This is a genomic window from Mesorhizobium sp. 113-3-3 (genome assembly GCF_016756495.1).
Lineage (GTDB): Bacteria > Pseudomonadota > Alphaproteobacteria > Rhizobiales > Rhizobiaceae > Mesorhizobium.
Window position 1 is genome coordinate 3,784,966 of sequence record NZ_AP023243.1, and the last position, 18,127, is coordinate 3,803,092.

At 62.0% G+C, this 18,127-nt stretch carries 21 protein-coding genes and 1 tRNA gene; 12 read left to right on the plus strand and 10 right to left on the minus strand.

Features of this window, described 5'->3' with window-relative positions:
• Nucleotides 1–3 precede the first annotated feature (3 nt).
• From JG746_RS18425 to JG746_RS18440, 4 genes are all read left to right on the plus strand, one after another.
• Entirely contained in the window at nt 4–399 is a 396-nt protein-coding gene (locus JG746_RS18425) for an Mth938-like domain-containing protein (protein ID WP_202354100.1), read from the plus strand.
• 1 nt (nt 400) lies between these two features.
• Nucleotides 401–1,252 (plus strand): phytoene/squalene synthase family protein, encoded by an 852-nt coding sequence (locus JG746_RS18430; RefSeq protein ID WP_202354101.1) that lies wholly within the window; start codon nt 401–403, stop codon nt 1,250–1,252.
• A 78-nt stretch (nt 1,253–1,330) separates the two neighbouring features.
• Nucleotides 1,331–1,765, plus strand: a complete 435-nt coding sequence (locus JG746_RS18435) for a hypothetical protein (RefSeq protein ID WP_202354102.1) — start codon at nt 1,331–1,333, stop codon at nt 1,763–1,765.
• Nucleotides 1,765–2,715, plus strand: a complete 951-nt coding sequence (locus JG746_RS18440; RefSeq protein WP_202354103.1) for a sterol desaturase family protein — start codon at nt 1,765–1,767, stop codon at nt 2,713–2,715. The genes JG746_RS18435 and JG746_RS18440 overlap by 1 nt, the downstream gene beginning before the upstream one ends.
• 151 nt (nt 2,716–2,866) lie before the next feature.
• Here JG746_RS18440 and JG746_RS18445 read toward each other — a convergent pair whose 3' ends face one another.
• The 4 genes from JG746_RS18445 to JG746_RS18460 all read right to left on the minus strand — a co-directional run bounded on the left by JG746_RS18445 (nt 2,867) and on the right by JG746_RS18460 (nt 5,815).
• Nucleotides 2,867–3,430, minus strand: a complete 564-nt coding sequence (locus JG746_RS18445; protein ID WP_202354104.1) for a hypothetical protein — start codon at nt 3,428–3,430, stop codon at nt 2,867–2,869.
• 60 nt (nt 3,431–3,490) lie between these two features.
• Nucleotides 3,491–4,915, minus strand: a complete 1,425-nt coding sequence (trmFO, locus tag JG746_RS18450) for a methylenetetrahydrofolate--tRNA-(uracil(54)-C(5))-methyltransferase (FADH(2)-oxidizing) TrmFO (protein ID WP_202354105.1) — start codon at nt 4,913–4,915, stop codon at nt 3,491–3,493.
• Between the two features lie 569 nt (nt 4,916–5,484).
• Nucleotides 5,485–5,625 carry a DUF1127 domain-containing protein gene (locus tag JG746_RS18455; protein ID WP_019858543.1) on the minus strand — a complete coding sequence of 47 codons (141 nt, stop codon included), beginning with the start codon at nt 5,623–5,625 and terminating at the stop codon, nt 5,485–5,487.
• 49 nt (nt 5,626–5,674) lie between these two features.
• Nucleotides 5,675–5,815 carry a DUF1127 domain-containing protein gene (locus JG746_RS18460; protein WP_013531315.1) on the minus strand — a complete coding sequence of 47 codons (141 nt, stop codon included), beginning with the start codon at nt 5,813–5,815 and terminating at the stop codon, nt 5,675–5,677.
• Between the two features lie 235 nt (nt 5,816–6,050).
• On the opposite strand from JG746_RS18460, the gene JG746_RS18465 reads away from it, so the two are divergent.
• The 3 genes from JG746_RS18465 (at nt 6,051) to JG746_RS18475 (ending at nt 8,307) form a co-directional block, all read left to right on the plus strand.
• Nucleotides 6,051–7,169 (plus strand): DUF2157 domain-containing protein, encoded by a 1,119-nt coding sequence (locus tag JG746_RS18465; RefSeq protein WP_202354106.1) that lies wholly within the window; start codon nt 6,051–6,053, stop codon nt 7,167–7,169.
• Nucleotides 7,166–7,750 carry a GDYXXLXY domain-containing protein gene (locus JG746_RS18470; RefSeq protein WP_202354107.1) on the plus strand — a complete coding sequence of 195 codons (585 nt, stop codon included), beginning with the start codon at nt 7,166–7,168 and terminating at the stop codon, nt 7,748–7,750. Before JG746_RS18465 ends, JG746_RS18470 begins: the two co-directional genes overlap by 4 nt.
• A 164-nt stretch (nt 7,751–7,914) precedes the next feature.
• Nucleotides 7,915–8,307 (plus strand): RidA family protein, encoded by a 393-nt coding sequence (locus tag JG746_RS18475; protein ID WP_202354108.1) that lies wholly within the window; start codon nt 7,915–7,917, stop codon nt 8,305–8,307.
• A gap of 78 nt (nt 8,308–8,385) precedes the next feature.
• Here JG746_RS18475 and JG746_RS18480 read toward each other — a convergent pair.
• Nucleotides 8,386–8,468 (minus strand) — tRNA-Leu (locus JG746_RS18480).
• A 358-nt stretch (nt 8,469–8,826) separates the two neighbouring features.
• Between JG746_RS18480 and tig the strand changes: the two genes are divergently transcribed.
• From tig to JG746_RS18505, 5 genes are all read left to right on the plus strand, one after another.
• On the plus strand, nt 8,827–10,311 hold the full coding sequence (gene tig, locus JG746_RS18485) for a trigger factor (RefSeq protein ID WP_202354109.1): 1,485 nt from the start codon (nt 8,827–8,829) through the stop codon (nt 10,309–10,311).
• 164 nt (nt 10,312–10,475) lie between these two features.
• Nucleotides 10,476–11,000, plus strand: a complete 525-nt coding sequence (locus tag JG746_RS18490; RefSeq protein ID WP_202354110.1) for a hypothetical protein — start codon at nt 10,476–10,478, stop codon at nt 10,998–11,000.
• 150 nt (nt 11,001–11,150) lie between these two features.
• Nucleotides 11,151–11,531 carry a c-type cytochrome gene (locus JG746_RS18495; RefSeq protein WP_202354111.1) on the plus strand — a complete coding sequence of 127 codons (381 nt, stop codon included), beginning with the start codon at nt 11,151–11,153 and terminating at the stop codon, nt 11,529–11,531.
• A 105-nt stretch (nt 11,532–11,636) separates the two neighbouring features.
• On the plus strand, nt 11,637–12,572 hold the full coding sequence (locus tag JG746_RS18500; RefSeq protein WP_202354112.1) for a heme o synthase: 936 nt from the start codon (nt 11,637–11,639) through the stop codon (nt 12,570–12,572).
• Nucleotides 12,573–13,037: 465 nt separating this feature from the next.
• Complete coding sequence (locus JG746_RS18505) at nt 13,038–13,850, plus strand: DUF2189 domain-containing protein (RefSeq protein ID WP_202354113.1); 813 nt, start codon at nt 13,038–13,040, stop codon at nt 13,848–13,850.
• 56 nt (nt 13,851–13,906) lie between these two features.
• Here the strand turns inward: JG746_RS18505 and JG746_RS18510 are convergent, their stop codons facing one another.
• From JG746_RS18510 to ctaD, 5 genes are all read right to left on the minus strand, one after another.
• Nucleotides 13,907–14,380 carry an aminoacyl-tRNA deacylase gene (locus JG746_RS18510; protein WP_202354114.1) on the minus strand — a complete coding sequence of 158 codons (474 nt, stop codon included), beginning with the start codon at nt 14,378–14,380 and terminating at the stop codon, nt 13,907–13,909.
• Between the two features lie 138 nt (nt 14,381–14,518).
• Nucleotides 14,519–14,908, minus strand: coding sequence for a cytochrome C oxidase subunit IV family protein (locus JG746_RS18515; protein WP_202354115.1), 390 nt, complete (start codon nt 14,906–14,908; stop codon nt 14,519–14,521).
• 9 nt (nt 14,909–14,917) lie between these two features.
• On the minus strand, nt 14,918–15,637 hold the full coding sequence (locus tag JG746_RS18520; RefSeq protein WP_202354116.1) for a heme-copper oxidase subunit III family protein: 720 nt from the start codon (nt 15,635–15,637) through the stop codon (nt 14,918–14,920).
• A 13-nt stretch (nt 15,638–15,650) separates the two neighbouring features.
• Complete coding sequence (locus tag JG746_RS18525) at nt 15,651–16,355, minus strand: cytochrome c oxidase subunit 3 (protein ID WP_202354117.1); 705 nt, start codon at nt 16,353–16,355, stop codon at nt 15,651–15,653.
• On the minus strand, nt 16,352–18,121 hold the full coding sequence (gene ctaD / locus JG746_RS18530) for a cytochrome c oxidase subunit I (RefSeq protein ID WP_202354118.1): 1,770 nt from the start codon (nt 18,119–18,121) through the stop codon (nt 16,352–16,354). Before ctaD ends, JG746_RS18525 begins: the two co-directional genes overlap by 4 nt.
• Nucleotides 18,122–18,127 lie beyond the last annotated feature (6 nt).

Sequence of the window (18,127 nt, forward strand, 5' to 3'; positions counted from 1 at the left end):
AGAGTGGTGACCGGCAAAGGCATCGTCATCCGCGAGGCGCATTTTCCCGGCCGCGCACCGATCGAGGCCTACGGCAATGGCGGGTTCCGCTTTGCCGACATGTCGCATCGCGGCTCGCTGCTGTGCCTGCCATCCGGCATCTATGGCTGGGAGCCGGCAGACGCTTCAGCGCTGACGGTGGCGGATTTCGAAAAACTTCTGGCCGAGGCCGACAAGGTCGAGATCTTGCTGGTCGGCATGGGCAAGGATTTGCGGCCATTGCCGGCGGCGCTGCGGGCGGCGCTGAAAGAGGCGGGCATTGCCTCCGACCCGATGTCGACGGGGGCCGCGGTGCGGACCTACAATGTCCTTCTGGCGGAAGACCGCGCCGTGGCCGCCGCGCTCATCGCCGTCGATTGATATGTCGCAAAATGCCGAAATCGTCATGGATGCGGTGCGCGCCGCCGACCATGACCGCTACCTCACGGCACTCTACGCACCGGCCGACAAGCGCGACGCGCTGTTTTCGCTCTACGCTTTCAATGCCGAGATTGCCGGCATCCGCGACCGCATCCATGAAGCGTTGCCGGGCGAGGTGCGGCTGCAATGGTGGCGTGACCTCATCGCCGCCGACAATGAGGATGCAGCCATCGGCCATCCCGTCGCCGACGCGCTGAAGGCGACGATTTCCGGCTATCGCCTGCCCAAGTTGGCCTTCGACAACATGCTCGAAGCGCGCATCTTCGATCTCTATGACGATCCGATGCCGTCGCGCACCGATCTCGAGGGCTATTGCGGCGAGACGGCGGCCGCGCTGATCCAGCTTGCGGCAATGGTGCTCGATCCCGCCGAGGCGCCCCGCTTCGCCGAACTGGCGGGCAGGGCGGGCTGCGCGCAGGCCATGACCGGCCTTTTGCTTCTGCTACCGCTGCACCGCAAGCGCGGGCAGTGTTTCATCCCGGCCGACATACTGGCCGCGGCGGGGTCGTCGCCGGAGGAGTTTGTCGCCGGCGATGGTGGGCCTGGAGCGCAGCGCGCGGTGGCGGCGATGACCGCGCTGGCACGCGAACACCTTGCCGCTTTCGAGCTGGGTGCTGCCGCACTGCCGGCGTCATTGCGCCCGGCATTCCTGCCGCTGGCGCTGTCTCGCGCCTATCTCGACAAGATGGAAGGCTCGCGCCATTCCCCGCTCGACGGCGTCGCGCGGCTGTCGGTCTTGCGCCGGCACTGGCTGCTGTTGCGGCGGGCGAGCAAGGGCTGGCCGGCACTTTGACGTAAACGTCAATCGTGCTAAGGATTCGGCCGCGCCGGAACTGTCGCTGAAGACGACAGGCCGGCGCGGAGGAAATCCATGAGTTTGCCCGTTCTGGTCGCCATCGTCGTCCTTGGCATTGCGCTGTCGGTTGCCGCGGTGCATTTCACCGGCGGCAGCAAGACGGCCACGCTGATCGATCCGGATCAGGCGCTTCGCCGTTTCGCCGAGGATTTTCCGGATGAAGCGGCTGGAGCAATCCACCTGACCGCGGATGCCAGGACCGCGTTCCTGCACCTTGGACGAGGGCGCGTCGGCATCGTCCACAGCATCGGCGACTGCTTTTTGACGCGCATTGTCACCGCTGCGGACGTCTCGGTGTCCAGTTCCGAAGAAACGAGCACTATTTTGATGGGGCTGAAGGACTTTACCTGGAAGGGCGGCCGTTTCCGCTTCGCCAATGCCGGTGATGCGCAAGCTTTGCGGAAGGCTCTTGAAGCCCGCCAGTCAGATGCCACCAAGGAGGCCGCGTGATGGACAGCTATGATTTTCCGCAGGTCACCCAGCTGGCCATTCCGTTTTTTGTCGCGGCCATCCTGATCGAGCTCTGGCTGGTGCGCACCGGTCGCGCGAAAGGCTCGTTCGAGACGCGCGACACGCTGACCAGCCTGATGATGGGCACCGGCAATGTCGTCGCCGGGCTGCTGCTCGGTGTCGTCTCCTACTGGGCGCTGCTGTGGCTGTGGCAGTTCCGATTCTTCAATCTCGGCCTGTCGGTCTGGGTGTTCCTCACCGCTTTCCTGCTCGATGATTTGCGCTACTATGTCTATCACCGCATCGCGCACCGGGTGCGCTGGGTGTGGGCCGAACATGTCAACCATCACTCCAGCCAGCACTACAATCTGTCGACGGCGCTCAGGCAGAGCTGGACGGGCCTGTTCACCTTCATGTTCGTGCTGCAGGCGCCGCTGGTGCTGCTCGGTTTCCATCCGGCGGTGATTGCCTTCACCTTCGGCTTCAACCTTGTCTGGCAGTTCTGGATCCACACCGAGACCATCGGCAAGATGTGGGGCTGGTTCGAATTCATCTTCAACACGCCCTCGCACCACCGCGTCCACCACGCCACCAACCCGCGCTATCTCGACGCCAATTATGCCGGCACGCTGATCATCTGGGATCGCATGTTCGGCACCTTCGTCGAAGAGCTGGAAGAGGACCGGCCGCGCTACGGCATCGTCAGGAATCTCGGCACCTTCAACCCGCTGAAAGTGGCGTTCCACGAATGGATCGGCATGTTCAGGGATGCCTTCGCGCCTGGACTGACTTTGGGCGAGCGTCTGAACTACCTGATCAAGCCGCCCGGCTGGAGCCATGACGGTTCGCGCGAAACCTCGGAGACACTGAAGGCGGCTTATGTGCGGAGAAATCCGTCAGAGGCGGGCAAGCCGGGCCTGCCGGGAGCGAGCGCGGAGCCGGCGGAGTAGCGTACGAGCCTAGTCGACGACCTTGATCCGCACCTTTGCCGCCACTTGCGAAATTCGGCTCTTCACCCGGTCTACTGCTTCGTCGAGCAAAACATCTGGCCTCTCGCGGGTCATGTGCGCCATGGCCGTCGTGACGGCCCGACCAGCCCGGTCAGCTGGCTTTGGGCTGTTGCGCGTCAGTGACGGGAGCACCCCATGAAGGCAGGGGTCTATCGTTCGATGTTCGCACCAGCGAGTCATAGACGGCAAGGCTCTGCAGGCGCTGCGTTTCACTGCTGCACTGCTGGACGAAGCCACCCGCATACCATGTGCAACCGAGCCGTTCGCCTGGCAAGGCACCAGTCGCCCAATCCTTGACGACACCGTCGGGACCAACACGAAAATAGGCAAGCCGGTAGCGTGTGCCAACGCTTTCGCGCTGCATCAGGACCCCGGCATCCACATTCGTTCGCGTGGATTCCACGTTGTCGATATGTCGATAGACCGTATCGCCGTCCGCCAGGCGATACGCGCCGATCATCGGCCCGTAGATGGTCGCGCCTGCCAGACCTTCGACAGACATCTGGCTTTGCGATGCAATCTGCGTGTAGGGCTTGCCTGTCGCATACCGCATGTAGTTGCGGTCGCCGAGCGACTGCAGCGCCTCCGGCGCTGTGGTACAGCCCGCGCAAGCAGACAAAATAAGGAAGGCCAGAACAGATCTGCCCGGAAACATGGATGGCCCCCAACGATGAGGGCCGCAAGCTAGCCCGCCGCCGCTTAAACGTAAATCCGTCTATTCCGCTGCCTGGGTCTGCGCCGGCAAGCCGAGCCATGCACGGCAGTCGGCCAACGCCCGTGCCGTCGTCGCCTTCTTCTTGGCAACCGATTTGTCCTTGCCGCGGAAGCGGCCCTCGAAACCCTCAGGACGCAATTTCGTGCCAGCCTCCAGCGGCGGGAACAGGCCGAAATTGACGTTCATCGGCTGGAAGGAGCGCTTGCCCGGCTCGTCATCGGAGACGATGTGGCCGCCGGTGATGTGGTTGAGCAGCGCGCCGAAAGCCGTGGTGAGCGGCGGCAGGGATGGTGCCTGGCCGAGCCTTTCCGCGGCGGCGAAGCGGCCGGCGAGCAGGCCGATGGCGGCGCTTTCGACATAGCCCTCGCAGCCGGTGATCTGGCCGGCGAAGCGCAGGCCAGGGCGCGACTTCAGCTGCAGCGAGGTATCGAGCAAGGTCGGCGAATTGATGTAGGTGTTGCGGTGCAGGCCGCCCAGGCGGGCGAAATCGGCGTTTTCCAGGCCCGGAATGGTGCGGAACACACGCACCTGTTCTGCGTGCTTCAGCTTGGTCTGGAAGCCGACCATATTGTAGAGCGTGCCCAGCGCATTGTCCTGCCGCAGCTGGACAACCGCATAGGCCTTCACCGTCGGGTTGTGCGCATTGGTCAGGCCCATCGGCTTCATCGGGCCGTAGCGCAGCGTCTCGACGCCGCGTTCGGCCATGATCTCGATCGGCAGGCAGCCGTCAAAATAGGGCGTGCCTTCCCATTGCTTGAATTCGGTTTTCTGACCATCGACCAGCGCCTGGACGAAGGCGAGGTACTGGTCCTTGTCCATCGGACAGTTGATGTAGTCCTTGCCGGTGCCGCCAGGCCCGACCTTGTCGTAGCGCGACTGGAACCAGCAGGTGTCCATGTCGATCGTGTCGAAATGGATGATCGGGGCGATGGCGTCGAAGAAGGCCAGCGCATCGGCGCCGGTCGCTTCGGCGATCGACTGGGCAAGCGATGGCGCGGTGAGCGGCCCCGTGGCGATGATTGCCTGATCCCAGTCCGCCGGCGGCAAGCCTGGCACTTCCTCGCGCTGGATGGTGATCAGCGGGTGCGCTTCGAGCCTTTTCGTCACGGCGTCGGAGAAACCGTCGCGATCGACGGCCAGTGCGCCGCCGGCCGGCACCTGGTTGGCGTCGCCGGCGCTCATGATCAGCGAGCCGGCCAGCCGCATTTCGGCGTGCAGCAGGCCGACCGCGTTGTTTTCGGCGTCGTCGGAGCGGAAGGAATTGGAACAGACCAGCTCGGCCAGGCCGTCGGTCTTGTGCGCGTCCGTGCCGCGAACCGGGCGCATTTCATGCAGCACGACGGGAACGCCGGCTTGCGCGGCCTGCCATGCGGCTTCGGAACCGGCGAGACCGCCGCCGATGATATGGATAGGGTTTTTGCTCATGAGCGCCGGAATAATCGCTTGGGGCGGCGATTGCAATTGCCGCGCGGCGGCAGCGGGAGATGACCGGTCGGGAAGCCTGCCCTTGAAACAACAACACCCGCCGGGGGAGGAGGTCCGGCGGGTGTCGTTTTGGGGGTCGATCCTCGGGAGGAGGTGAAGATCGACCGTATTCGTCATCGCCGGGGAGGAGGTCGGCTTTGACGAAATCTCTTTCGCATTTTGAAAGGGGCGAAACCCTTTGGAGCAAAATTCACTTTGCCCCAGAGAAACAACGCCCGCCGCGGGAGGAGGTGCGGCGGGCGCCGTTTGGTTGGCCAACCCTCGGGAGGAGGTGAAGGTCGGGCCTATTCGTCATTGCCGGGGAGGAGGTCGGCTTTGACGAAATCTCTTTTGCCATTTTTAAAAGGGGCAAAACCCTTTCGAGCAAAAGTCGTTTTGCTCCGGGGAAACAGCGCCCGCCGCGGGAGGAGGTGCGGCGGGCGCCGTTTTGGTGGTCAACCCTCGGGAGGAGGATAAGGGCTGACCGTTCGCTGGAGGTCGGGGAGGAGGTCGACCCCAGCGAAATTCCGTTAGATCGCCCGGCGGGCGATGATCTTGATTTCGTCGCGGACGATACCGAGATCATGCAGCTGACGGTTCGAAAGGCGACCCAGCTCGGTAACCGTCTCGCGATAAACGCGCCAGTTACGATAGTTGCGGATCAGGTTCATTGTCGTTCTCTTTTCAGAAACTTGTTCGGACCATTCGCGGTCCGAAGAATTAGACCGCCTTGCGAGCGACGTAAGGAATGTCGCTGCGGCTGATGCCGAGGTCGGTCAGTTCGCGGTTGCTCAGGCGGCTCAGCTCGGACACGGTGTCCCTGTAGCGGCGCCAGTTGCGATAGTTGCGGATCAGGTTCATGGTAGTTCTCGTTTCGTCTTTCTTGCGGATCATTCCGTTTGTGTACGAACCATAAATAGGCGGGCTCATATCGATTTAAAAGCGCTATGGCTGCATGGCAGCAATGCAAATTGTGCAATGCAACATTAACGCGCCTTCACGGACCTGACACAAAGAAGCCAGAATCAGAAAGTGCCGTGACGTCAACGGTTTGGCTGGTTCGGCTGAAAAAACGACCTAGCGGGGGAGGCTGGACATGGCGGGGTATTCGACACGGGTCAGATCCGACATCGCGCGTTGGCTGCAGGCCGGCCTGATCGACGCCCCGACAGCCGATGCCCTGACGCGTGACGTCGAGGCCAATGCGCGTAAATCAATCAGCTTCGGTTCGATCCTGGCCATTATGGCGGCGCTGCTGTTTGGCGCGGCCATCCTGATCTTCGTCGCCGCCAACTGGGACGCCATTCCGCGGCTGGCGCGGGTCGCGGCGCTCTTTGCCATCATCCTTGGCGGCTATGTCGGCGGCGCGGTGCTGAAGACGCGCGACCATGCGGCGATCGGGGAAGCACTGTGGATCGTGGCGGCGGCGGCTTTCGGCGGTTCGATCGCGCTGATCGGCCAGATGTATCATCTCTCCGGCGACGAGGCTGCCGCGCTCGTCACCTGGGGCGCCGGCACGGCCTTGGCGGCGGTCGCGCTGCGGTCGAACCCGCTCACCGTCGCTTCGGTCGGCATCGCCGACGCTTGGCTGTTCCTGAAGGGGTTCGACTATTACAGCCGCAGCAACTTTCCGCATGCCTTCGTCGTCATGGCCATCGTGCTGTTCGCCGTCTCGTTCTGGACCCGCAGCCAGGCCGCTCGGCACCTGATCGTCCTGTCGCTGCTCTTCTATCTCGTGCTGTTGGCCGGGAATCACGCGACGCTGCCGGTGGCGATCCCCCTGGTCATTGTCTCTGCCGCGCTTTTCGCCGCTGCCGTCTTCGCGCCGGAACCGGTGGACAGGATCGTGCAGCTTGGCGGCCGCTTGCCCCTGCACGCGCTGCTCGGCTTCCTCACGGGGCTGGCCATCATCCAGTTCGAACTCGCCGACGAGAGCACTTACAACAGCGGTTTCGCCATCGCCTCGGTGGTCGCGCTGGCCGGCATCGTGGCCGCCATCGTGCTGGCAGGGCGCGAGAGCCGCGGGTTGCGCTGGCTTGCCTATCTCGGCTTCGCCTTCGAACTCGCCATGATCTATGTCGTGACGCTGCAGTCGATGCTCGACACGGCCGGCTTCTTCCTTGCCGCCGCGGTGCTGCTCGGCATTCTTGCGATCGTCATCATCCGCGTTGAAAAACGCATGAAGGGTCCGGCAACGGGAGGAGCCACGGCATGATGACCGGAAAGAGGCTTGTTATCTCGGCGCTGGTCCTGGCGCTCGCCCAGATAGGGTTCCTGAGCTGGATCATCGCCGGCCGGGCGGCGATCCTGCGCAACGGCAAGGAAGTGCTCCTGAAGATCGAACCCGTCGATCCGCGCGACCTGCTGCGTGGCGACTATATCATCCTCGGCTACGACATTTCGCGCATACCGGTGAAGATGATCGCCAACATTCCCGCCGGCAAGCTCTCCAGTGATGACACCTCGATCGTCGTTCGCCTGAAGAAGGGCGCCGACGGCTATTGGACGCCGACCACCGCCTGGTTCGGCAAGGCGCCGACGCCGGCCGCCGCCGACGAGGCCGATATTGCAGGCCATGTCGCCGAAGGCTGGGATCTGCGCAGCGAGGGCACGACGATCGCGCCGGACTACGGCATCGAGCGCTTCTACCTGCCGGAGGGCGAGGGGGTGGCGATCCAGGACGACATGCGGGTGCGCCCGTTCGGGATAAAGCTCGCCCTTGCCAGCGACGGCACCGCGCAGATCAAGGCATTGGTCGACGGCGACAAGACGCTGTTCGAGGAGCCGCTGTACTAAGGCTGCATACTTACAATCGGGGCGCTGGCGCCGGCGCACCGCCCTGGAAAGTTTCCCGCGTTGCCACATCACTGATCGCCACGCGCACCGCCGCTGCGTCCATGTGCCGGCGACGCGGCGATCAGCAATGTCAATTTCAGTCGAACGAAGCAGGAGATTGTTTGATGCCACTGGAACTCATCAACCCCGACGACCTGCCAGTTCCGGAGATGTACACGCAGGTTGTCGTCGCGACGGGAACCAGGCTGGTATTCGTCTCAGGTCAGCAGCCCGAAGACATACACGGCAAGCTGGTTGGGCATGGTGATTTCGCGGCGCAAGCGCGCCTGGCATTCGGCAATCTCGGCCGGGCGCTCGGCGCCGCAGGCGCACGGCCCGAACAGGTTTGCAAGATCACGATCTACATTGTCGATTACAAGCGCGACGAACACGTACCGATCATCGAAGAAGCGCAGATTGCGCTGTTTGGAGATCACAAACCGGCCAATGTGGTGGTTGGGGTGGCGATAATGTCCCCAGGCTATCTCATAGAGGTCGACGCGACAGCGGTCATCTGACAAAGCCAACAGGCGCCAGGGTCGGAGGGCACTTTTGCATCCAACGATTTCGGTGGCCTGCCGCCCGAACAGCGAAGGTGGTGCGGGTAGAGGGACTCGAACCCCCACGATCTCTCGCCAGAACCTAAATCTGGTGCGTCTACCAGTTCCGCCATACCCGCGTTGCCCGGCAATCCCATGTAGCCATCATTCTGTCAATGTCGGAGACAAGATGTCGGGTGAGAGCCGAAATGTTGGTTATTCGCCTAAGCGCGAAGACTGTTGAAAATTAGGCTCGCCTGTGACAAAAGGCGTGTCAAATGTGACGGGACGCGACGATCCGCTTCTACAGAATGTGATAAGAAGTAGGAAAAACAAGAACTTATTCACATTTTGGAACGCAGTTTGGGAGAGTTTGAGCCGTAATTTCGGTCAAATCGCCAGGTTCCGTACCAAAAGCCATTCCCGGCAAGATTATACCGGCAGGCTGTAAACGGCAGAGGCCGTGGCAGTCTCATTGGTGAAAACAAAGGTTTTACGATGCAGGTCACCGAAACGCTCAACTCCGGTCTCAAGCGCGAGATCAAGATCACCGTGCCGGCGGGTGACATGGAAGCCAAGCTGATGGCGCGGCTGTCGGACGCTCGCAACAAGGTTCGCATCAACGGCTTCCGGCCGGGCAAGGTGCCGGTGCATCACCTGCGCAAGGTCTATGGCAAGTCGTTCATGGCCGAGGTGGTCAACGAGATCCTCAACGATTCGACCCGCTCGATCATCACGGGCCGCGGCGAAAAGGCCGCCATGCAGCCCGAAGTCATCATGACCGAGGACGAGAAGGAAGCCGAGAAGATCCTGGCCGGCGGCACCGACTTCGAATTCCGCCTCAACTATGAGGTCATCCCGGCGATCGAGATCAAGGATTTCTCCGACATCAAGGTGACGCGTCAGGTGTTCGACGTGCCGGACGCCGAGATCGACGACCAGGTCAAGCGCGTCGCCGAATCCGCACGCAGCTATGAGCCGAAGACCGGCAAGGCCGCCGAAGGCGACCGCGTCAGCATCGACTATGTCGGCAAGATCGACGGCGAGGCCTTTGCCGGCGGCGCCGGCACCGACCAGCCGCTGGTGCTGGGCTCCAAGGAGTTCATTCCGGGCTTCGAGGACCAGCTTATCGGCACCAAGGCCGGCGATGAAAAGCAGGTCATCGTGACCTTCCCGGAAAACTACCAGGCCGCCCATCTGGCCGGCAAGGAAGCCACTTTCGACGTCACCGTCAAGGAAGTGTCGAAGCCGGGTGAGCTGGAAATCAACGACGAGACCGCCAAGAACCTTGGCCTGGAATCTCTCGAGCGCCTGCGTGAGATCGTGCGCGGCCAGATCGAGAGCCAGTTCGGTTCGATGACGCGCCAGAAGGTCAAGCGCCAGCTGCTCGACCAGCTCGATGCGGCCTATTCGTTCGAGGCGCCGTCGAAGCTCATCGACGCCGAGTTCAACAACATCTGGGCCCAGGTCACCCGCGATCTGGAAGCCGCAGGCCGCACCTTCGCCGACGAAGAGACGACCGAGGAAGAAGCCCGCGCCGAGTATCTGCGCCTTGCCGAACGCCGCGTGCGCCTCGGCCTGGTGCTGGCCGAGATCGGCGAGAAGGCCGGTGTCACCGTATCGGACGAGGAATTGCAGCGCGGCCTGTTCGAGCAGGTTCGCCGGTTCCCGGCCAACCAGCAGCAGGAGGCCTTCGAGTTCTACCGCAGCAACCCCGAGGCGCTGAATGCGCTGCGCGCGCCGATGTTCGAGGAAAAGGTGGTCGATCACCTGCTCGGCCAGATCTCGGTCACCGACGTCAAGGTCAGCAAGGAAGAGCTGATGGCTGACGACGAGGAAGCCGAAACCACGACCAAGGCCAAGCCCGCGAAGAAGGCTGCTGCCAAGAAGGCTGAAGCCAAGGCGAGCGAGGCGGGCGACGAGGCGGAAGAGCCGAAGAAGAAGGCCGCGCCGAAGAAAAAGGCCGCCAAGGACGCCGAATAGGCTCCCGCAGTTGATGGAATCGACGAAGGCCGCCCTCGGGGCGGCCTTTTTCGTTGCGAAACTGCAACAGCCGATTCGCTTTGCGGGAAGCGGCACTTGGCGATACCTGGCGTTGATCCTTATCTGCGCTGCTGCTGCAAACCGTGTGGTTCCTGGAGGGGGCGTTGAGCCTATTCTTCGAAACGGGGCGCGCCGTCGCCCTGGCGCTCGTTCTGGCCTTCGCCTGTGATCTCGCCCAAGCCGATGCGCTTGCCGGCGAGTGGCGCTTCGCCACGGACGACGACGGCCTTGTCACCGCTTCGCTTCATGGCACCAACAAGCTGATCACGGGCGGCGGCGCCTTGAGCTACAGCCCGGTGCTGACGATTGCCTGCCGGGCAGACGGCGAACCGCGCTGGACCGAATGGCTGCAGTTGAATGACGGGGTTTCGGCCAGCCGCAAGATCACCATGTCGGTCACCGTCGACGGCGGCGGCAAATTCGACGAGAACTGGTCGGTCGGGTCACGCGGCCGAATGCTTGTGCGCGATGGCGCCGACGGCATCAAGCGCCTTGTTCCCGCCAGCCGGCTGTCGCTGTCCTGGCGGTTCGGCCTGTTGTCAGGCCGCGGGCAGGCGGATTTCGACCTTGCGGGGCTCGAAGAGGCGGTCGAGCAGATCGCCGGAAGCTGCCGGACCGATCCGCCTTGAGCGCGGCCGTGTTCTAAACCTTCGCAATGCTTGGGTTTTTATACCCGCAGCCTGGATTCCATGGTATGTTGATACTGCAATTCCACTGGGGAGATATTCCGCCCCGGCGCGATCGTCCGAGGCATAAATGGCGATCAGGGAGGAAATGCCATGCGCGCTATAGTGTTTTCCGCCGCGGTGTCCGTTTCGATCTTCATCGCGCATTCGTCGCAGGCACAGGATGCCGCGGCTGGTGAGAAGGTCTTCACCAAATGCCAGGCCTGCCACATCGCAAACGAGGACAAGAACAAGATCGGTCCATCGCTGCATGGCGTCATCGGCCGCACGGCCGGGACGCATCCGGATTTCAAATATTCCGATGCCATGATCGCGGCAGGCAAATCCGGCATCAAATGGGATGAGCCAACGCTGACGACCTACCTTCACGATCCCAAGGCCATGGTCAAAGGCACCAAGATGACGTTTCCCGGCCTCAAGAACGATGCAGACGTGGCCAACGTCATTGCCTATCTGAAAACGTTCTCCAAGTGAGCTGGCTGCCCCGCCATCCGTCTAACGTCTTGTCTTGCCGTGGTTCTATCCAAATCAAGGGACAGCGTGGCCCAGCCTGCCTGATTCCATCGGTGGTCGTCGGAGATGTCGACTAGGGAAAGCCGCCTCAAGGATACCGCCATCCGCCTCTCGGAAGCGACGGCGGGTGATTTCTTCGCGCTTTTGAAGCCGCGTGTCATGGCGCTTGCCGTGTTTACCGCTTTCGTCGGCCTGATGGTGGCGCCTGGCGCGATGAATCCGGTCATCGCCGTGATTGCAATCGGTGCGATTGCGATCGGAGCGGGAGCGGCGGGGGCCCTCAATATGTGGTATGACGCGGACATCGATGCGCTGATGTCGCGCACATCAAAGCGGCCGGTTCCGTCGGGCCGCGTCACGCCGGGCGAAGCGCTTGGCTTCGGCCTCGTGCTTTCCGCGCTTTCGGTCATGACACTCGGCGTACTGGTGGGCTGGCTTGCCGCATCGCTGCTGGCCTTCACCATCTTCTTCTACATCGTCATCTACACAATGTGGCTGAAGCGCTCGACGCCGCAGAACATCGTCATCGGCGGCGCGGCTGGTGCGCTTCCTCCTGTCATTGGCTGGGCCGCCGCAACTGGCGCCATCGGCGTTGAAAGCCTCATCCTGTTTCTGATCATCTTTCTGTGGACGCCGCCGCATTTCTGGGCGCTGGCGCTGTTCAAGGTTGGCGACTACGCCGCTGCCGGCATTCCGATGATGCCGAATGTGGCCGGCCCGGTTTCGACGCGAAGGCAGATCTTCGCCTATGCTGTGCTTCTGGCGCCGGTGGGCGTGCTGCCTTGGCTCCTCGGATTCACCAGCGGCTATTACGGAATTGCCTCGGCCGCATTGGGCGCCGGTTTCATCTGGCATTCCTGGAAGGTTCTGGCCGCTTCCGAAACAGAGCTGAAACCTGCCAAGGCGCTGTTTGCCTATTCGATCTTCTATCTTTTCGCGATCTTCGCCGCGCTGCTTGCCGACACCATTGCCATGCGCGCGTTGATCTCAGTCGGGGCTTGAGCGCAGATCAGCGTCCGCGAACCGTTCTGGCCGGTCGGCAAGTGCCGTACCGAAGACGCTGCGGTGCCGTCACGATGGCAGCGCACAGAATCCGAGCAACAGCAGAGTGACTATGCCAAGGGCGGGTATGAGAAGCGTCCTTGCGTCCATGACCTTCGCCTTCGACACGGTGCATGGTCCTGAAGATTGGGATCGTTCCTGCTTCGCCGCTCTCCGGTTCGCAGAAGGATCATGCGCCAATCCAAGTGGTCCAGCGTCTTTACGTCCCCAAAAAGGGACACGCGGCGCTGCATGAGCATATCGAAGAAAGGCCTCAGCCAGCCGTGCGGTGCCGACAACTGGCGACAAGTCGCCCACAAGAGAGTATATTGGTGATGGTGCAGGTCGCGGTTTTGCGTGGCCAGTCACGCAGACGACAGCACCGCGAAACCGCGACCGTTCCGGACACAGTCTGGAGGAACGGCCATGACAAGCTTTCATGTGATAGCAGGCGCCAGCGAGACGCTGGAACATACCAAAATTCGAAAGATCGCTGTTTCCGACCTTTTTGACGCGCTCAGGCGGGGCGTCGATGATTTCATGGTCAAACCGTCGCATATCGTCTTTCTCTGCCTGATCTATCCGCTCGTGGGCGTCGTGCTCGCCGCCTGGACTTCGGGCGCCAATGCGTTGCCGTTGTTGTTTCCGCTGGTTTCCGGTTTTGCGCTGGTTGGCCCGTTCGCGGCGATAGGCCTCTACGAAATAAGCCGTAGACGGGAAGCCGGGCTCGACACCTCCTGGAGGCACGCTTTCGAGGTCAGGAACTCTCCGGCTCTGCCGGCCATCGCTGCGGTCGGGATCATGCTGTTTGCAATCTTCATCACGTGGCTTTTGACGGCGAAGATGTTCTACGAATATCTTTTCGGCCCGGCTCCGCCGGAATCGATATCCAGCTTCATCAACGCAATATTCGCCACCGGACGCGGCTGGACGCTGATTATACTGGGGCACGCCATCGGCTTCGTCTTCGCCGTGGTGGTGTTGTGCACGACGGTCGTTGCCTTCCCATTGTTGCTCGACCGCGATGTCGGCGCCTACGAGGCGATCCACACCTCGGTGCGCGTGGTCCTGGCGAACCCGATCGTGATGGCTGTCTGGGGGTTGATCGTCGCGGTCGGCCTGATCATCGGTTCGCTGCCGGTGTTCGTCGGGCTCGCCGTCGTGTTGCCGATCCTCGGTCACGCCACCTGGCATGTCTACCGCAAGGTTGTGGAGTCGCCCGCCAGGCCGGCGAGTTGAGGATATTTTGCCTCATCGCTCCGGCGGGGGAGCCGGTGCGAGGTTGATCGAAGCCGTCAGTAAGCGCGGTGACTGAAGCGGGCGCGGTATGCGCCCATCGTCAGATTGCGGAAATCCTCGCCGCTGACATGCACCAGCGTTCTGTGGTCGCCGCCTTCGAAGTAGATGTCGGCGGCATCACCAAGGCTTTCGTCGACAATCACCGGCACATCGTAGGGTGCGCCGATCGGCGGGATGGCGCCGGTGTCGCAATCAGCGAAGAGCGAAGTCACCTCGTCCTCGGAGGCCAGTCCGAGACGCTTGTCCATGACGTCCTGCAATGTGCCGAGCTCGATCCTGTGCGTGCTGGGAACCACGGCCAGCGCATAGCCGAGTTCGTGGTGAACAACGACCGATTTGGCCACTATGCTGCCGGGTACATGCGCCGCAATGGCGGACTGTCTGCTGGTGGATGTGCGGTGGTGGGCAATTGTGTCGTATGAAATTCCCTTGCCGTCGATAAAGTCCTTCAGTGTGGTTGCGATCGTCATCTTGGCCTCCCTTTGCCGGAGTTCGCGACGCGTGAGGAAACGAGAGCAATTGTTCTGCCTATGTCGTTTCCGGTACTAAAATGGATCAGCTGCCGACGGTTCGAGGCGCGGCGGCAAGATCTGAAGGCGGCTTGTGCGTCAGGGTCCGGACCCGAAAAATGCCAACCGGGTGAAAAGCGTGTAGTCGGCTTCGAAGACCATCATTGTCATGAACACCACCACCAATATCGGCGGCAGGATGATCGCGTAGGCCAGCGCCAGCCGTTCCCAGGCCATGTGCATGAAGACGGCGACGATCAGTCCTGCCTTGAGGATCATGAAGATCAGGATCAGCGACCATCTGAGATAGCCGTGGAGGCCGAAATAATCGACCAGGTAGGAGCAGGTGCTGAGGATGAACAGCCACGCCCAGACCACCAGATAGAGCTTGATCGGATGTTCCTGATGCACGTCGGCACCGGCGGCGGCCGCCGGCGTTGCAGCATGAAGTGCGTGTTGTCCGAGGCCGTTTGCGGTTGCTTCAGCCATGTCTGCCTCTCACCAAAGATAGAAGAATGCGAAGATGAACACCCAGACCAGATCGACGAAGTGCCAGTACAGCCCCATGATCTCGACGTTCTCGTAGCGGCCCGTGCGGCTGGTGAAGAAGCCGCGCCGTCCGGTGTCGTAGTCTCCGCGCCAGACCTTGCGCGCCACGATGATCAGGAAGATCACGCCGATCGTCACGTGCGTGCCGTGGAAACCGGTGATCATGAAGAAGCACGAACCGAACTGCGCGGCACCCCAGGGATTGCCCCAGGGCCGTACCCCTTCAGTGATCAGCTTGGTCCATTCGAAGGCTTGCATGCCGACAAAGGTCGCGCCGAGTGCCGCGGTCAGCAGCATGAGGATGGCTGTCTTGCGGCGGTCGTGGCGATAGCCGAAGTTGACCGCCATGGCCATTGTCCCGCTGCTGGAGATCAGCACGAAGGTCATGATGGCGATGAGGATCAGCGGGATATCCGAGCCGCCGATACGAAGAGCGAAGACCTCGCTCGGATTGGGCCACGGCACGCGTGTCGAAATGCGCGCGGTCATGTAGGAGAGCAGGAAGCAGCCGAAGATGAAGGTGTCGCTGAGCAGGAATATCCACATCATGGCCTTGCCCCAGGACACGTTCTTGAACGCACGCTGATCCGAGGACCAATCGGCGGCAATGCCTCGCCAGCCTGTGGGCCGGGGCTCCGTCTGGCCGATATGTGTCAGTGTCTGCGCCATCCGCATGATCCCCTCAGGTCAGCAACTGCCGGCAAATGTCGAAGAACGTCGCGGCCCAGCCGGCCAGCAGCGCGAAGATTGCAAGCCACACGAAGAGCAGGAAATGCCAATACATGGCGCATAGTTCGATGCCGAGGCGAAGCCGTTCCGGCCGCGTTCCAGTCCAGGCGCTCGTGGTGGTCCTGCCCAGACCCACCAGTCCTCCCAACACGTGCAGGCCATGCATCCCGGTTATCAGGTAAAAGAAACTGTTGGCCGGATTGGAGGCCAGAAAATAGCCGTCGGCGGTCAGCTGCCGCCATGCCATGAGCTGCCCGACCAGGAAGGCGAGGGCCGTGAGCCCGGCCGTGGCGAGGCCGAGCTTGACCGTATCGATCTGGCCCCTGCGCGCCGCCACCGAGGTGCATTGCAGGGCCACGCTGCTCAGGACCAACACGCCGGTGTTTAGCCAGAGCAGGCGCGGCAGCGGCAGCGGCTGCCAGTCCGATACCGCCATCCGCATGAAATAGGCACTGGTGAAAAGCGCGAACAGGCAGCCGACGACAGCAAGGAAAACGCCGAGACCGATCTTGGCGGTTGGCAGGGCCGACCGGTCGAGGCCGACAAGATCGCCGGCCAGACCTTGCTCGAGCCATGGCTTCGTCATCAGCCTCTGGTGCGAAAGCCACCATCCGGCAAAACCGGCAATGACGAGCAGGAAGACCAGGATGACGCTCATGCCGGCTCCCTTGAGGGACCGAAGGAGCCCGGCATGTTCTGCGGGATGAAGTCCTCCTTGGCGCCCGGTACGCTGTAGTCGTAGGCCCAGCGATAGACGATCGGCAGGTCCTTGCCGAAATTGCCGTGGGCCGGCGGTGTTTGCGGCGTCTGCCATTCCAGCGTCGTGGCCCGCCACGGATTGCCGCCGGCCTCGCGGCCATGGCGGATGCTCCAGATCAGGTTGAACAGGAACACCATCTGGGCGAAGCCGACGATGAAAGCCATGACGCTGATGAACGAGTTCAAGTGATGGGCCGATTCCGTCATGATCGTCATGTCGGTGAGTTCAGCATAGCGCCGCGGCACGCCCATCAGGCCGAGGTAGTGCATCGGGAAGAAAATCAGGTAGGCGCCGAGGAAGGTGACCCAGAAATGGAACCGGCCCAGCGTTTCATTGAGCATCCGGCCGGTGACCTTCGGGTACCAATGGTAGATCGCGCCAAAAACCACGAGGATCGGGGCGACGCCCATGACCATATGGAAATGGGCGACGACGAACATCGTGTCGGACAGCGGAACGTCGACAACGACATTGCCGAGGAACAGGCCGGTCAGTCCGCCGTTGACGAAGGTGACGATGAAAGCCAGGGCGAACAGCATTGGTATGGTGAGATGGATGTCGCCGCGCCACAGGGTCAGCACCCAGTTGTAGACCTTGATGGCGGTCGGGATGGCGATGATCAGCGTCGTGGTGGCGAAGAAGAAGCCAAAATAGGGGTGCATGCCGCTGACATACATGTGGTGCGCCCAGACCACGAAACTCAGCGCGCCAATGCCGACGATGGCCCAGACCATCATCCGGTAGCCGAAGATGTTCTTGCGTGCGTGGGTGCTGATCAGGTCGGACACGATGCCGAACGCCGGCAGCGCCACGATATAGACCTCGGGATGGCCGAAGAACCAGAACAGGTGCTGGAACAGGATCGGGCTGCCGCCATTGTGCTGCAGCTGCTCACCCATCTCGGAAATCGCCGGCATGAAGAAGCTGGTGCCCAGGACACGGTCAAGCAGCATCATCACGCTGGCCACGAACAGCGCCGGAAAGGCGAGCAGCGCCATGACGGTCGCGGTGAAGATGCCCCAGACGGTCAGTGGCAGGCGCATCATCGTCATGCCGCGCGTGCGGCCCTGCAGCATCGTCACAACATAGTTGAGGCCGCCCATCGTGAAGCCGATGATGAACAGGATCAGCGAGGAGAGCATCAGGATGATGCCCCAGTCCTGGCCGCCTGGCGTCCCGCTCATGATGGCCTGCGGCGGGTAGAGCGTCCAGCCGGCCCCTGTCGGCCCGCCGGGCGCGAAGAAGCTCGACACCAGAACCAGCACGGCGAGCAGGTAGATCCAGTAGCTCAGCATGTTGACATAGGGAAAGACCATGTCGCGTGCGCCGACCATCAACGGGATCAGATAGTTGCCAAAGCCGCCGAGGAAGAGGGCGGTGAGCAGGTAGATCACCATGATCATGCCGTGCATGGTGATGAACTGGTAGTAGGCTTCCGGGGTGATGAAGTCGAACGTACCGGGAAAGCCGAGCTGCAGTCGCATCAGCCAGGACAGCACCAGGGCAACCAGCCCGATTGCCGTTGCCGTAGCCGAATACTGGATGGCGATGACCTTGGCGTCCTGCGAGAAGACGTATTTGGTCCACCAACTGTGCGGGTGGTAGAGTTCCACTTCCGCGACTTCTGCCGGCGGGATGCCATCTGCAGGCGTGATGTCGACCATAGGAAC

Bases quoted from the DNA above. Each gene is read 5' to 3' on its own strand.
- tig (WP_202354109.1), top strand. From the start codon at position 8,827: ATGCAGGTCACCGAAACGCTCAACTCCGGTCTCAAGCGCGAGATCAAG.
- JG746_RS18510 (WP_202354114.1), bottom strand. From the start codon at position 14,380: ATGACGATCGCAACCACACTGAAGGACTTTATCGACGGCAAGGGAATT.
- JG746_RS18470 (WP_202354107.1), top strand. From the start codon at position 7,166: ATGATGACCGGAAAGAGGCTTGTTATCTCGGCGCTGGTCCTGGCGCTC.
- JG746_RS18525 (WP_202354117.1), bottom strand. From the start codon at position 16,355: ATGAGCGTCATCCTGGTCTTCCTGCTCGTCATTGCCGGTTTTGCCGGA.
- ctaD (WP_202354118.1), bottom strand. From the start codon at position 18,121: ATGGTCGACATCACGCCTGCAGATGGCATCCCGCCGGCAGAAGTCGCG.
- JG746_RS18460 (WP_013531315.1), bottom strand. From the start codon at position 5,815: ATGAACCTGATCCGCAACTATCGCAACTGGCGCCGCTACAGGGACACC.
- JG746_RS18455 (WP_019858543.1), bottom strand. From the start codon at position 5,625: ATGAACCTGATCCGCAACTATCGTAACTGGCGCGTTTATCGCGAGACG.
- JG746_RS18435 (WP_202354102.1), top strand. From the start codon at position 1,331: ATGAGTTTGCCCGTTCTGGTCGCCATCGTCGTCCTTGGCATTGCGCTG.
- JG746_RS18440 (WP_202354103.1), top strand. From the start codon at position 1,765: ATGGACAGCTATGATTTTCCGCAGGTCACCCAGCTGGCCATTCCGTTT.
- JG746_RS18495 (WP_202354111.1), top strand. From the start codon at position 11,151: ATGCGCGCTATAGTGTTTTCCGCCGCGGTGTCCGTTTCGATCTTCATC.
- JG746_RS18475 (WP_202354108.1), top strand. From the start codon at position 7,915: ATGCCACTGGAACTCATCAACCCCGACGACCTGCCAGTTCCGGAGATG.
- JG746_RS18430 (WP_202354101.1), top strand. From the start codon at position 401: ATGTCGCAAAATGCCGAAATCGTCATGGATGCGGTGCGCGCCGCCGAC.
- JG746_RS18515 (WP_202354115.1), bottom strand. From the start codon at position 14,908: ATGGCTGAAGCAACCGCAAACGGCCTCGGACAACACGCACTTCATGCT.
- JG746_RS18465 (WP_202354106.1), top strand. From the start codon at position 6,051: ATGGCGGGGTATTCGACACGGGTCAGATCCGACATCGCGCGTTGGCTG.
- JG746_RS18520 (WP_202354116.1), bottom strand. From the start codon at position 15,637: ATGGCGCAGACACTGACACATATCGGCCAGACGGAGCCCCGGCCCACA.
- trmFO (WP_202354105.1), bottom strand. From the start codon at position 4,915: ATGAGCAAAAACCCTATCCATATCATCGGCGGCGGTCTCGCCGGTTCC.
- JG746_RS18500 (WP_202354112.1), top strand. From the start codon at position 11,637: ATGTCGACTAGGGAAAGCCGCCTCAAGGATACCGCCATCCGCCTCTCG.
- JG746_RS18445 (WP_202354104.1), bottom strand. From the start codon at position 3,430: ATGTTTCCGGGCAGATCTGTTCTGGCCTTCCTTATTTTGTCTGCTTGC.
- JG746_RS18505 (WP_202354113.1), top strand. From the start codon at position 13,038: ATGACAAGCTTTCATGTGATAGCAGGCGCCAGCGAGACGCTGGAACAT.